13 protein-coding genes are annotated in these 12799 nt (G+C 64.9%); 11 read left to right on the forward strand and 2 right to left on the reverse strand.

The window, feature by feature from the left end; all coding sequences use genetic code 11:
- Nucleotides 1-8 precede the first annotated feature (8 nt).
- The 3 genes from pgsA to ACZY0Q_RS13220 all read left to right on the forward strand — a co-directional run bounded on the left by pgsA (nt 9) and on the right by ACZY0Q_RS13220 (nt 1738).
- Nucleotides 9-644: a CDP-diacylglycerol--glycerol-3-phosphate 3-phosphatidyltransferase gene (pgsA, locus tag ACZY0Q_RS13210; protein WP_463917467.1), complete on the forward strand. Its 636-nt coding sequence runs from the start codon at nt 9-11 to the stop codon at nt 642-644.
- A gap of 9 nt (nt 645-653) precedes the next feature.
- Nucleotides 654-1133: a CinA family protein gene (locus tag ACZY0Q_RS13215; protein WP_463917469.1), complete on the forward strand. Its 480-nt coding sequence runs from the start codon at nt 654-656 to the stop codon at nt 1131-1133.
- A 152-nt stretch (nt 1134-1285) separates the two neighbouring features.
- Nucleotides 1286-1738, forward strand: a complete 453-nt coding sequence (locus tag ACZY0Q_RS13220) for a helix-turn-helix domain-containing protein (protein WP_463917471.1) — start codon at nt 1286-1288, stop codon at nt 1736-1738.
- A gap of 73 nt (nt 1739-1811) precedes the next feature.
- Here the strand turns inward: ACZY0Q_RS13220 and ACZY0Q_RS13225 are convergent, their stop codons facing one another.
- Nucleotides 1812-2381: a MarR family winged helix-turn-helix transcriptional regulator gene (locus tag ACZY0Q_RS13225; RefSeq protein ID WP_463917472.1), complete on the reverse strand. Its 570-nt coding sequence runs from the start codon at nt 2379-2381 to the stop codon at nt 1812-1814.
- Nucleotides 2382-2422: 41 nt separating this feature from the next.
- On the opposite strand from ACZY0Q_RS13225, the gene ACZY0Q_RS13230 reads away from it, so the two are divergent.
- The 6 genes from ACZY0Q_RS13230 (at nt 2423) to dapF (ending at nt 8124) form a co-directional block, all read left to right on the forward strand.
- Nucleotides 2423-2647: a DUF3046 domain-containing protein gene (locus ACZY0Q_RS13230; RefSeq protein WP_463917474.1), complete on the forward strand. Its 225-nt coding sequence runs from the start codon at nt 2423-2425 to the stop codon at nt 2645-2647.
- 235 nt (nt 2648-2882) lie between these two features.
- Nucleotides 2883-3941, forward strand: a complete 1059-nt coding sequence (gene recA / locus ACZY0Q_RS13235) for a recombinase RecA (RefSeq protein WP_354159139.1) — start codon at nt 2883-2885, stop codon at nt 3939-3941.
- 184 nt (nt 3942-4125) lie between these two features.
- On the forward strand, nt 4126-4629 hold the full coding sequence (locus tag ACZY0Q_RS13240; RefSeq protein ID WP_463917581.1) for a regulatory protein RecX: 504 nt from the start codon (nt 4126-4128) through the stop codon (nt 4627-4629).
- A 93-nt stretch (nt 4630-4722) separates the two neighbouring features.
- Nucleotides 4723-6270 (forward strand): tRNA (N6-isopentenyl adenosine(37)-C2)-methylthiotransferase MiaB, encoded by a 1548-nt coding sequence (gene miaB / locus ACZY0Q_RS13245; RefSeq protein ID WP_463917475.1) that lies wholly within the window; start codon nt 4723-4725, stop codon nt 6268-6270.
- Between the two features lie 3 nt (nt 6271-6273).
- Nucleotides 6274-7170 (forward strand): tRNA (adenosine(37)-N6)-dimethylallyltransferase MiaA, encoded by an 897-nt coding sequence (miaA, locus tag ACZY0Q_RS13250; protein ID WP_463917477.1) that lies wholly within the window; start codon nt 6274-6276, stop codon nt 7168-7170.
- A 9-nt stretch (nt 7171-7179) separates the two neighbouring features.
- The gene (gene dapF / locus ACZY0Q_RS13255) at nt 7180-8124 is read left to right on the forward strand and encodes a diaminopimelate epimerase (protein ID WP_463917479.1); all 945 of its coding nucleotides are present in this window, start codon (nt 7180-7182) and stop codon (nt 8122-8124) included.
- On the opposite strand, the gene ACZY0Q_RS13260 is transcribed toward dapF, so the two are convergent.
- On the reverse strand, nt 8105-8719 hold the full coding sequence (locus tag ACZY0Q_RS13260) for a class I SAM-dependent methyltransferase (RefSeq protein ID WP_463917481.1): 615 nt from the start codon (nt 8717-8719) through the stop codon (nt 8105-8107). The two genes, dapF and ACZY0Q_RS13260, sit on opposite strands and share 20 nt — an antisense overlap.
- 453 nt (nt 8720-9172) lie before the next feature.
- On the opposite strand from ACZY0Q_RS13260, the gene hflX reads away from it, so the two are divergent.
- Nucleotides 9173-10738, forward strand: coding sequence for a GTPase HflX (gene hflX, locus ACZY0Q_RS13265; protein WP_463917483.1), 1566 nt, complete (start codon nt 9173-9175; stop codon nt 10736-10738).
- On the forward strand, nt 10731-12788 hold the full coding sequence (locus ACZY0Q_RS13270; protein WP_463917485.1) for an ATP-dependent DNA helicase: 2058 nt from the start codon (nt 10731-10733) through the stop codon (nt 12786-12788). Before hflX ends, ACZY0Q_RS13270 begins: the two co-directional genes overlap by 8 nt.
- Nucleotides 12789-12799: the final 11 nt, after the last annotated feature.

Consider the following 12799-nt stretch of genomic DNA (forward strand, 5'->3'; position numbering starts at 1 on the left):
CTAGGAGTGTGACTAGTACCGAAGGAACTGCCGCCGGCTCCAACAGCTCAGGAATCTGGAATCTTCCCAACATCCTGACCATGCTGCGCATCGCCCTGGTGCCGTTCTTCGTCTGGTTCCTCCTCGCCGATGCCCCAGGGCTGAGCAGCGAATCAGGGCCCTGGCGTTGGGCCGCGGTGGTGGCGTTCGCCGTCGCCATCTACACTGACAAGCTCGACGGCGACATCGCCAGGAGCCGCGGCCTCGTTACCAATTTCGGCAAAATTGCAGACCCCATCGCCGACAAGCTCCTCATCGGCTCAGCCCTGGTGATGCTCTCCATCCTGAATGAACTGCCGTGGTGGGTCACCATCGTCATCCTCGTCAGGGAATGGGGCATCACCGCCCTGCGCTTCTTTGTCATCCGGTACGGTGTCATCCCAGCCTCCCGCGGCGGCAAGCTCAAGACCGTCGTTCAGACGGCCGCGATCTTCCTGTACCTCCTGCCACTCGGTGCACTGGCACCTTGGCTTGTGTGGGTGGCATTCGCCGTCATGATGGTGGCTGTGCTGATCACGGTATGGACCGGCGTCGAGTACGTCATTGAAGCCCTGCGAATTCGGTCACAGGGCAAACGGGCGGGAACAACTACAGCTGGAAACTAGGGAGCCGACGTGACCAACCTTCACCACCTGGCGGAACAGGCCGTCAAAACGGCCTTGGAAATGGGCCGCACCGTAGCAACCGCGGAGTCACTCACTGCAGGAATGGTGAGTGCTGTTCTCGCCGACACAGCCGGAGCTTCGGGCATGCTCCAGGGCGGCGTGGTGGCTTACCAGAACTCCGTCAAAGTGGACGTCCTCGGTGTTCCGGCGGGGCTGCTGGCTGCCGCCGGATCCGTTGACGGCGCCGTCGCAGCGGCCATGGCAGCCGGGGCAAGGACTGCGCTGCGGGCTGACATCGGGATCGCCACCACGGGGGTAGCCGGCCCGGAGGAACATGACGGCAAAGAGGTGGGGAAGGTGTTCATCGGGATTGCCACAGCGGCCGGTGTGTCCCACGTCGAGTACGGCTTCACGGGTAACCGGGCAGAGATCCGCGGACAGGCTTGTGGTGCGGCGCTGGAAAGCCTGATCGCGGCCCTATCTTCCTGAAGCTACCGGGCGTAAAGTTGCCGGGAACAAATCCCGGTGTCCATTAGTTATTACATTGTGTCGCTTCCGGAGAGCGGAGGCGCCTAGGATGAATAAACCAGCACGGTTCGCTCCACGGCGAACCGCACTTATGAGGGAGCAAGGCGATACAGATGGTAAAGCAGCCCGTATCCATAAACGGCGTTGTCCGCTGGAAGGATGTGGGCCTCGCCGATCAGGCCAAAAGCCAACAGAAGGAGCGCAAGATGGTTGTACTTCGTCACGAAATCGGTGATGTCCTGCGCGATGTACGCCAGCGCCAGGGACGCACGCTCCGCGAAGTTTCGCACAGCGCCCGTGTTTCCTTGGGCTACCTCAGCGAAGTAGAACGCGGCCAGAAGGAAGCTTCATCAGAGCTCCTCTCGTCGATCTGCTCAGCCCTGGACGTGCCGCTGTCCAGCATGCTCAGGGAAGTCAGCGACCGTGTCGCCGTCGCCGAGGGCGTCGCCGTTCCGGACACCGTTCCCCAGGAATTCTCTCAGCGCTACGGCCGCGACCTTGATCGCGATCTGAACGCTGAACTCAACAACGAACTGTCCAAGGGCCTGCTTTCCGGCGCACGGTAAGCCGTCCGCAGGAGCCTGACAGGAAGTGCTACAAAGCCTCCGGCCATTGGCCGGAGGCTTTGCTGTGTGGTGGCTATTTTGCCGTGTCGCCGGCGGACGGATCCTTCACGAAGCCGTCGAGCTCAAACATGGAGTTAAGCTTTGCCATGTATTCGGCGAGGGTCTGTAGTTCCTCGACCGGCCACTCAGCCAGCCGCTCACGGAAGTCCTGCCGGCGCGCATCCTGGACCTGGTGCATCTTTTCCTCGCCCTTTTCGGTCAGGCGGATCGACTGCGCCCTTCCGTCCAGGGGGTCAGCCTCCTTGAACACCAACCCGATGCTCTCCAGGAAAGCGATCTGGCGGCTAACGGAAGGCTTGCCCACGCCGATGTTCAGGGCCAGGTCCGTCAACCGGATGGGTCCCTCTCGCCGGATGACCGATAGCAGGCCGTAGGCCGCCGGTTCCATGTCCGGGTGCACCTGCCGCGAGAGCTGATGGGACACCGACCGGGCACGCCGCCAAAAGAGACTGATTTGGTGTTCCACGGTGTTCAGGGCTTCATCGACGGTGTCCTTGTCGGCACCTGTCTCCGCGGGGGACGTCGCGGGAACGCCGGTCTCAGGAAGGCCTGTCGCAGGAGGGCCGTCGGCAGGGTTGCTCATGGCAACAATTCTAGGGTCCGGGACCGTGAGAGACTCTATTGGTGCGGATCAGTGACTATTGGCGGCTTATGGACGACGAATTCGGGGCCGGCTACTCCCGGGTCTTGAGCAGCACCCTGGTCCTGGCCGGGGCCGGCGGGCGGACCGCGGACCAGGCCCTAGCGGCCGGGCTGAGCCCCCGGCAGGTGTGGCTGGCCGTCTGTGACGTCCAGGATGTGCCGCCGGAGAGGCGCCTGGGACGCGACGTCAAACCCCTGCGCGACTGACGCCGCCGCCACCAACGTGTCCGCATGGTCCAGCTCATCTGCGACCTTTCGGCGCTGACACGCCGTCGGATCTGTTCGAATATCTGTTCGGGTAAAGCTATGCTTTTTGTAGTCGGTTATCCACATAGGCGATGTCATCCGGCCAGAATGTCGGCGGGTGCCGTTAGCGTCAGAGATGACCAAGAAATGGCCGCTGAGGCCACTCCAAAGCGAGAAAGCATTAGAGGTGTGAACCATGGCGGCAGCCCCGGATCGGCAAAAGGCGCTCGACGCAGCGCTGGCACAGATCGACAAGCAGTTCGGCAAGGGCTCGGTTATGCGGCTGGGCGATGAAGTCCGTGCCCCCATCGAGGTCATCCCCACCGGATCCATTGCGCTGGACGTGGCTTTGGGAATTGGCGGCCTGCCCCGCGGCCGAGTAGTGGAGATCTACGGTCCGGAATCATCGGGTAAGACCACCGTGGCCCTGCACGCCGTTGCCAACGCGCAGCGCCTGGGCGGCATTGCCGCCTTCATCGACGCCGAGCACGCACTGGACCCTGAATACGCCGCCAGGTTGGGCGTGGATACGGACGCCCTCCTGGTCTCGCAGCCGGATACAGGCGAGCAAGCCCTGGAAATCATGGACATGCTGATCGGTTCCGGCTCGCTGGACGTCATCGTCATCGACTCCGTTGCTGCCCTGGTGCCGCGTGCGGAAATCGAGGGGGACATGGGCGACAGCCACGTGGGCCTCCAGGCCCGTCTTATGAGCCAGGCGCTGCGAAAGATCACCGGCCGCCTGAGCCAGACTAAAACCACCGCCATCTTCATCAACCAGCTCCGTGAAAAGATCGGCGTGTTCTTCGGCTCCCCGGAGACCACCACCGGCGGTAAGGCCCTGAAGTTTTACGCGTCCATCCGCATCGACGTCCGCCGGATCCAGACGCTCAAGGAAGGTGCCGACTCCGTCGGTAACCGCACCAAGGCCAAGATCGTCAAGAACAAGATGGCCCCGCCCTTCAAGATCGCCGAATTCGACATCATCTATGGCCAGGGCATCTCCCGCGAGGGCGGCATCATCGACATGGGCGTTGAGCACGGCATCATCAAGAAATCGGGTTCATGGTTCACATACGACGGCGACCAGCTGGGCCAGGGCATGGAGAACTCCCGCAGGTTCTTGCGCGACAACCCGGAGCTGGCGACCGAACTGGAACGCCTGATCAAGGAGAAGCTTGGTGTCGGGGTAGTCAAGCCCGCCGAAGACGATGCCAAAGACACACCGAAGCTGAAGGCTGTTGACGGCTTCTAGGGAAGCCCGTGACCTGACAGTCGGTCAGAGCACCGGCTGGCGTGCGGCCGGGCAGGACGCCGGATCGGGCCGACGGCAGCGGAGACGGGGTGGCGGACGCCCCGGCTTCGGGCCGAACGGACCCGATCCGGAGGCTGCCATCGCAGCGGACGCAAACGCAGACGCCGAACCGGATCCCGCGTCCGTGGCGCGGGCCATCGTGCTACGGCAGTTGACCAGTTCGGCCAAGAGCCGGCTCCAGCTGGCGCGGAAACTGGCCGAGCGGAACATTCCGGAGGATGTGGCGGAGGCCGTCCTGGACCGCTTCCAGGAGGTCCGCCTCATTGACGACGCCGAGTTCGCTGACATGTGGGTGCGCAGCCGGTCGCAGTCCCGGAAGCTTGCCAAAGGGGCCCTCCGGCGCGAGTTGGCGGACAAGGGGATTGACGCAGACACCGCCGCCGCCGCGCTGGAACAACTTTCTGACGCGGACGAGGAAGTTGCTGCCCGGCTCCTGGTGGAACGCAAGCTCCGGGCAGGCACGGATTTGTCCGACCGCGCCGAGCGGGACAAAATCACCCGGCGGTTGGCGTCCATGCTGGCCCGCAAGGGCTATCAGCCGTCGCAGGCGTTCCGGATCGTCGGTGAAGTGCTGGACGCACATGCGGAGACCCAGACAGACGCGCCGGACAACCTGCTCGATCCATAGGCCGCCGAAGCGGCGCCCTCGCCGATCCGGCAACCAGAGCGGTCCGGAAACCTGATCGATCCAGTAACCTGAGCGACCCGCTACCCTTAACAGGTGAGTTTGACCATTCCTTCCCCCGCATCCGTTACCGCCCCGTCAGCCGACCCTGCCCTGCAGCAGCCCCGTACCTATCAGGTACGTACGTTCGGCTGCCAGATGAACGTGCATGATTCGGAGCGGATGGCCGGCATGCTCGAGGCCGCGGGCTACGTGCCGGCTCTCGGTGAGCAGGCCGACGTCGTGGTCTTCAACACCTGCGCGGTCCGGGAAAACGCGGACAACAAGCTCTACGGGAACCTGGGCATGCTGGCGCCGGTCAAGGCGGCCAACCCGGGGATGCAGATCGCCGTCGGCGGCTGCCTGGCCCAGAAGGACCGCGAGACCATCCTCAAGAAGGCTCCCTGGGTTGACGCTGTCTTCGGCACCCATAACGTCGGGGCTCTGCCGGCACTATTGGACCGGGCCAGGCACAACAACGAAGCCCAGCTGGAGATCCTCGAATCCCTGGACGTCTTCCCCTCCACCCTGCCCACCAAGCGTGATTCGGTGTATTCCGGCTGGGTGTCCATCTCTGTCGGCTGCAACAACACCTGCACGTTCTGTATCGTCCCGGCCCTGCGCGGGAAGGAAAAGGACCGGCGCCCGGGCGACATTCTCGCGGAAATCCAGGCCCTGGTGGATGACGGCGCCATCGAAGTCACCCTGCTGGGCCAGAACGTGAACTCATACGGCGTGGAGTTCGGTGACCGGCAGGCATTCTCCAAACTCCTGCGCGCGTGCGGCGAAATCAACGGGCTGGAGCGGGTCGGCTTCACCAGCCCCCACCCCGCCGCCTTCACCGAGGACGTCATTGACGCCATGGCCGAAACCCCCAACGTTATGCCGCAGCTGCACATGCCGCTGCAGTCGGGGTCCGACAAAGTGCTGAAGGACATGAAACGGTCCTACCGTTCCACCAAGTTCCTGGGCATCCTGGACAAGGTCCGGGAGAAGATCCCGCACGCCGCCATCTCCACCGACATCATCGTCGGCTTTCCCGGCGAGACTGAGGAAGACTTCCAGGCCACCCTCGACGTGGTGGAGAAGTCGCGCTTCGCCACCGCCTTCACCTTCCAGTATTCGAAGCGTCCGGGCACCCCGGCCGCAGACCTGCCGGACCAGCTTCCCAAGGCCGTGGTCCAGGAGCGGTTTGAGCGTCTGACCGCACTGCAGGACAGGATTGCCGCCGAGGAAAACGCCACACAGCTCGGCCGCCGGGTAGAGGTGATGGTCACTGCCCATTCAGGGCGCAAGTCCGAAGAAACCCACAGGCTGTCCGGCCGGTCCCAGGACCAGCGGCTGGTGCACTTCTCTGTTCCCGACGGGGCAGAGACGCCGCGTCCCGGGGATCTGGTCACCGTGACCATCACCGAAGCCGCAGCCTTCCACCTCGTGGCCGATCCGTCAGTGCAGGACTACAGCCTGCGGCGCTCCCGCGCGGGGGATGCCTGGGACAGGTCCCAGGCCGACTCGTGCGGTGCTCCCATGCCGGCTGCCGCAGGCGGCCCCGGCCGGAGCGGAGTTTCGCTCGGTATGCCCACGCTGCCTGTCCGGAGCCGCTGACCGGTGGTCCAGCCACCGGTTATCGCAGTTGTTGGCCCCACGGGGTCCGGTAAGTCCGATCTGGCCGTGAGCCTGGCGCTGGAACTGGACGGCGAGGTCATTAACGCCGACTCGATGCAGTTCTACCGCGGGATGGACATAGGCACCGCCAAGATCACGCCGGCAGAACGCAAGGGCGTTCCCCACCATCTCCTGGACATCCTGGACGTCACGGAGGAGGCCAGCGTTTCAGACTTCCAGCAGCAGGCCCGGAGCCTCGTCAGCGATATCCACGCACGCGGCAAGCGCGCCATTCTGGCAGGCGGTTCGGGTCTCTATGTGCGGGCTGCCCTCGACATCCTCGAATTTCCCGGCACGGATCCTGTCCTCCGGAGGCAGCTTGAGGCGGAGCTCGAGGAAGCCGGCCAGGATGCCCTCCTGGTGCGGCTCCGGGAGGTTGACCCGGTGTCAGCGGCCCGTGTCTCCGATTCGCGCAGGATCATCAGGGCGCTCGAAGTCCACGAGCTCACCGGCCGGCCGTTCAGCTCCTTTATGCCCCAGCGCGAGTATTTCCAGCCTGCTGTCCAGATCGGGCTGGCGGTGAATCGCGACGTCCTCCGCGGACGGTTGGCCCAGCGCGTCCACACCATGGTGGACCAGGGTTTATTGGCGGAAGTGGGCCGGCTGGATGCGGCCGGTCTGCGTGTCGGTAAAACTGCGCCGCGGGCCTTGGGCTATGCCCAGTTCCTGAAAGTGCTCGACGGCGGCTCAACAGTTGCCGAGGCAGCCGAGGACACCATTGTGGCCACCCGGCAGTTTGCCAGGCGCCAGCTCACCTGGTTCCGTGCCGATCCCCGCATCAGCTGGCTGGACTGGCAGGCGCCGGACCTTGCGGCCCTGGCCGTGGCGCTCAGCCGGTAATCTAGGACCATGGACGTAACTCCCGCAGAGACCACAGAGCCCGCCTTCCGCACCCTGGGCGGACTCCGCTTCTCCAAGGGGCACGGCACAGGCAACGACTTTGTGCTGATCGCTGATCCCGATGGCGTCCACACCATCGACGCCGGCCAGGTAGCCGCCCTCTGCGACCGTCACCGCGGAATCGGTGGCGACGGCCTGATCCGTGCCGTGCCCTCCCGGTACCTCTCCGAAGGCCGCGAGCTGCTGCTGAGCAGTCCCGAGGCGGAGTGGTTCATGGACTATCGCAACGGCGACGGTTCGCTCTCGGAAATGTGCGGCAACGGGGTCCGCGTTTTTGTGCACTTCCTGCGTGCCGAGGGACTGGTACACCTGCCCGACGGCGGCGCACTCACCATCGGGACGCGCGGCGGCGTCAAGACCGTGGTCCGGACCGGGGACAGCTATGCGGTGGATATGGGGCCGTGGGAGTTTATTTTCCCCGGCGACGCGAGCGCCAAGGCCATGGATTCGCTGGTCACCGCGGACGGCCTGGAGGTGCCCCGCCCGGCACTGTCCGTCAGCATGGGCAACCCGCACACCGTGGTGGCGCTGGCTGAACTGTCCGAACTGGAGTCCACCAAGCTCTACACTGCTCCGCAGGTCGATCCGGTGCCCGCCAATGGAACCAATGTTGAATTTGTGGTGCCTGCTGAACCGCTGGTCCACAACGGGATCGGCACCGTGACCATGCGCGTCCATGAGCGGGGCGTGGGTGAGACCCAGTCCTGCGGTACCGGCGCATGCGCGGCCGCAGTGGCAATCCGGCACTGGGCGGGGGCGGAAGCGCCGGACTCCTGGCAGGTCAACGTGCCGGGAGGCGTCGTGGGCGTCAAGTTCTTCGCCGGAGCGGGCGGGCACGAGCACGTCGAGCTCAGCGGGCCCGCCGTAATTGTCGCTACTGGGACGCTTTCCTGACCCGAAGGATCCGGAAAGACTTGGACGTGGACTCCCGGCTGACGGTGAACGAGGCATCCAGCTCCGTCGAGAGCCAGCGCTGAAGCGAATCCGAGCCCAGGTTCTTTTGGACCACCAGCCACGCGGAACCACCCGGCGCCAGCCGCGGCAGCCACATCTTCAGGAGGCTGTGGAGTTCATCCTTGCCGATCCGGATGGGCGGGTTGGACCAGATCGTGTCGAAGCGCAGTTCCGGGTCCACAGCCTCCGGAGTGTTGGCCTGCACGTTGCCGAGGCCCAGCAGGGCCGCATTCTCATTGGTCAGCGTGATGCAGCGTTCATTGACATCCACGGCGTACACCTTGGCATGCGGCGCGCGCAGTGCGAGGGTCAGGGCAATGGGCCCCCAGCCGCAGCCGATGTCAAGGAGGTTGCCTGTGGGGTCCGGCGCCGGGACCTCGGCCAGGAGCACCGCCGTTCCCTTGTCAATGCCGTCGGGACTGAAGATGCCGCCGGACGTCTGCAACCTGCGCGTCTCGCCGGCCAGTTCCACGGTGAGCGGTTTGCGGGTGAACGGCCCGGCGGGCGATGCGCTGAAATAGTGTGCGGACTCCATAACTGGCCAGATTAGTTGGCCGGGGTGGACAATGCGAAACCGCGGCCACCGCTTCTGCTAATCTTGAAACCATGTTCCTGATCTTCGAGTAGCCGGCACTGGCAGCGTCTAGCCCAACAGGGCCCGCGACGCCGCCTGTCCCGAAGCCGCGCCCCGCAGCGATGCAGGTATTAACCTTCCGCAAATGCGCCACGTAACAGCTGTTCGTAGCTGTTATGCCGCCGGGCAATACTCGAGTGATCTGCCGACGCCGGTCCCGTGCTGTTTGCCCGCGCTTTCCACCACTCCCCGCATCTCTTGGATGCGAAGACTCCCTGCACGCCACGGTCCCGACCAGCGCGCGCAGCAGACCAGGAGGCCCGGATGACTGCAAGCCGTCAGCCCAGCGCGAATACTTCACCACAGACCAACGATCAGCACTATTCTGAAAATGCCGAATCTTCAAAGGAGACCATGACCAGCCAGCCCAACACCGGTTCCGATCCAGCAGCCCAGGACATGAGTCCCGAGGAGATCCAAGCTGTCATCGACCGGATTCTCGCCAAGGACGTACCGGCCAGGAACGTCACCGCCTCTGACGGTGACAAGGCCGTGTTCGGCAGGGCCCAGGCGATTTCCCGCTTGGACGACGAACACACCAGCTACGACGGCGACCAGCAGGACCGGGAGGAACGCCGGGCACTGAAACGTGTGGCCGGCTTGTCCACCGAGCTCGAAGACGTCACCGAAGTCGAATACCGGCAACTGCGGCTCGAACGTGTGGTCCTGGCCGGGCTATGGTCCGAAGGTACGTTGGCGGACGCGGAAAATTCACTGCGTGAACTCGCCGCCCTGGCCGAAACGGCAGGCTCGGAAGTCCTGGACGGGATGGTGCAGCGCCGTGCCAAACCGGACCCGGGGACGTTCCTCGGTTCCGGAAAGGCGCTTGAGCTCAAGGAAATCGTAATGGCCACAGGGGCTGACACCGTTGTGGTGGATGCCGAGCTGGCACCGTCCCAGCGCCGAAGCCTTGAGGACATCGTCAAGGTCAAGGTCATTGACCGCACGGCCCTGATCCTGGACATCTTTGCCCAGCACGCGAAGAGCCGCGAAGGCAAGGCCCAAGTGGAGCTGGCGCAGCTTGAATACCTCCTGCCGCGCCTGCGCGGCTGGGGTGATTCGATGTCCCGCCAGGCCGGTGGCCAGGTGGGCGGCGCCGGTGCCGGCATGGGTTCGCGCGGACCCGGTGAAACGAAAATCGAACTGGACCGCCGCCGGATCCGGACCCGCATGGCCAAACTGCGGCGCGAAATCGCGGCGATGAAGCCGGCACGGGAAACCAAGCGAGCCAACCGCCGTCGTAATTCAGTGCCGTCCGTTGCCATTGCCGGGTACACAAACGCCGGGAAGTCATCGCTGCTGAACAGGCTGACCGACGCCGGCGTCCTGGTGGAGAACGCACTGTTCGCCACCCTGGATCCCACTGTGCGGAAGGCCGAGACCTCCGATGGCCTCGGGTACACGTTGGCGGACACCGTGGGTTTTGTGCGTTCACTGCCCACGCAGTTGGTGGAGGCCTTCCGTTCCACGTTGGAGGAAGTGGCTGACGCGGATCTGATCCTGCACGTGGTGGACGTGTCCCATCCGGACCCGGAGGGCCAGATTGCTGCAGTCCGCAAAGTCTTCAGCGAAGTGGATGCCCGCAAGGTGCCGGAGATCATTGTCCTGAACAAGGCCGATGCCGCTGATCCGTTTGTGGTGGAGCGCCTTAAGCAGCGCGAGCCGCGCCACGTGGTGGTCTCTGCCCGCACAGGCCAGGGGATCGCCGAATTGCTGCAGGCCATCAGTGACGGTATTCCCCGTCCCGGCGTGAAGCTGGAGCTCCTTATTCCCTACGACCGCGGTGACCTGATCAGCAAACTGCACGAGACCGATGCCGAGATCCTGAGCCTGGATCACGGCGAGCACGGTACCCGTGCTTTGGTGATGGTGCGCGAGGGCCTTGCGGCTGAACTGGAATCCTTCATCAACCATGACTGAGGTTGTGGCGGGGGAAGTCAAAGGTACGGCCGGCGAGCAGTTCGTGATCGAACTGCTCGACCGCGCCGTGGCCGGCATGGGCGGTCAAAGCCGCAGCGGGCAGCACGAGATGGCCCGGCAGGTGGCCAGAGCCATCGAAACCGGCGACCACCTCCTAGTGCAGGCCGGGACGGGGACCGGAAAGTCGCTGGCCTACCTGATTCCGCTCATTGCGCACTCACTCGTGAGCAACAAACCCACCCTGGTGTCTACAGCCACGCTTGCGCTGCAGACCCAGATTGTGGGGCGCGACCTTCCCCGGCTGCTGAAGACCATCACCCCCGCCCTGGACCGCCCGGTCAAGGTGGCCCTGGTCAAGGGCCGCTCCAACTACGTGTGCCAGCACAAGCTCGTAGGCGGGTTCCCTTCCGAGGAACCCGCCGAGGGCCAGCTGTTCTCCCTCGGCGAGGACACCAGCGTTCCGCATTTCGCCGCGGCCCTGGGCGGGCCGTCGTCCCAGCTGGGGAAGGAAGTGGTGCGCCTGCGCGAGTGGGCGGAAAAGACCACCACGGGTGACCGTGATGAACTGCTTCCCGGGGTCACAGACCGGGCCTGGCGGCAGGTTTCAGTGACGTCCATGGAATGCCTGGGGGCCCAAAAATGCCCCATGGCCGCCGAATGCTTCAGCGAACTGGCACGCCACGACGCCGCCGAGGCCGACGTTGTGGTCACCAACCATGCCATGCTCGCCGTCAGCGCCTTTGAAGGCCTCGCTGTCCTCCCTGAGTACGACGTTGTGGTGGTGGACGAGGCCCACGAACTGCAGGACCGGGTCACCGGCGCGGTGTCCGGGCAGCTTTCCGTGGCAATGGTCCACGCCGCGGCATCGGGTGCGCGGAAACACACGGCCATCACCGTGGATGCCCTCAACGCGGCTGCCGCCAACCTGGAACTCGCCCTGGCCGGGGTGCCCAACGGGCTGCTCCCCAACGGCCTCAACGACGAACAGCTGGACTGCGTGGACCAGCTGCGTGAAGCCTGCCGCGCTGCTCTGTCCGACTCCAAGGGGGACGGCAGCCAAACGGCCGACGGGGGGCGGCAGCTTGCACGCTCACGTCTGATGCTGATCCTGGAACTCTGTGAACGGCTTATCGTGGCACGGGAAAACCGTGAAGTGGTGTGGTTTTCCCGCGCGAGTTCCTTCGACCCGCAACAGGGCTATGCGCAGCCCGACGACTCTGCGCCGGCTCTGGTCAACATCGCGCCGCTCAGCGTTGCCGGCAAGCTCCGGGAAGGGCTTTTCGCGGGCCACACCGTGGTGCTGACCTCGGCAACCCTAGCCATCGGCTCAGCCTTTGAACCGGCCGCCGGCGGCTTGGGGTTGGTGGGGGAGGGCGCGCCGAGCTGGACCGGAATCGATGTCGGATCGCCCTTTGACTATCCCAAGCAGGGGATCCTCTACGTCGCAGGGCACCTCCCCAAGCCGGGCCGCGGGGCTTCGCCGGAGGCACTCGATGAACTCGAGGCGCTGATCCGGGCGTCCGGTGGCGGCGCCCTGTGTCTCTTTTCATCGCGCCGTGCCGCCGAGGAGGCAGCGGAGGCGATGCGTCCCCGGCTCGGCCTCAGCATTCTGTGCCAGGGCGACTCCACCATGACTGCCCTCGTGAAGCAGTTCGCGGACGAGCCCGACACCTGCCTCTTCGGAACCATGTCCCTGTGGCAGGGTGTTGATGTTCCGGGCGGATCATGCCGGCTCGTGGTGATCGACCGCATTCCATTCCCGCGGCCGGATGATCCGCTGATGACCGCACGGTCCCGCGCCGTTGCACAGGCCGGCGGAAACGGCTTTATGGCGGTATCGGCGACCCATGCGGCCATCCGCCTGGCTCAGGGCGCGGGCCGGCTGATCCGTTCCACCGGAGACAAAGGCGTGGTGGCCGTGCTTGATTCCCGGCTTGCCACCGAGCGCTACGCCGGATTCCTCCGCGCAGCGCTGCCGCCGTTCTGGCCCACCACGGACCGCAAGACAGCGTTTGCCGCCCTTGAAAGGCTGGCCGGGAAGAGCGCCTGACGAAGCGCGGG

The sequence above is a fragment of the Pseudarthrobacter lactosi genome, assembly GCF_055412785.1.

Excerpts from the sequence above, each read along its gene's own strand:
- ACZY0Q_RS13260 (WP_463917481.1), bottom strand. The coding sequence starts at position 8,719 with ATGGAGTCCGCACACTATTTCAGCGCATCGCCCGCCGGGCCGTTCACC.
- dapF (WP_463917479.1), top strand. The coding sequence starts at position 7,180 with ATGGACGTAACTCCCGCAGAGACCACAGAGCCCGCCTTCCGCACCCTG.
- ACZY0Q_RS13270 (WP_463917485.1), top strand. The coding sequence starts at position 10,731 with ATGACTGAGGTTGTGGCGGGGGAAGTCAAAGGTACGGCCGGCGAGCAG.
- recA (WP_354159139.1), top strand. The coding sequence starts at position 2,883 with ATGGCGGCAGCCCCGGATCGGCAAAAGGCGCTCGACGCAGCGCTGGCA.
- hflX (WP_463917483.1), top strand. The coding sequence starts at position 9,173 with ATGACCAGCCAGCCCAACACCGGTTCCGATCCAGCAGCCCAGGACATG.
- ACZY0Q_RS13220 (WP_463917471.1), top strand. The coding sequence starts at position 1,286 with ATGGTAAAGCAGCCCGTATCCATAAACGGCGTTGTCCGCTGGAAGGAT.
- ACZY0Q_RS13225 (WP_463917472.1), bottom strand. The coding sequence starts at position 2,381 with ATGAGCAACCCTGCCGACGGCCCTCCTGCGACAGGCCTTCCTGAGACC.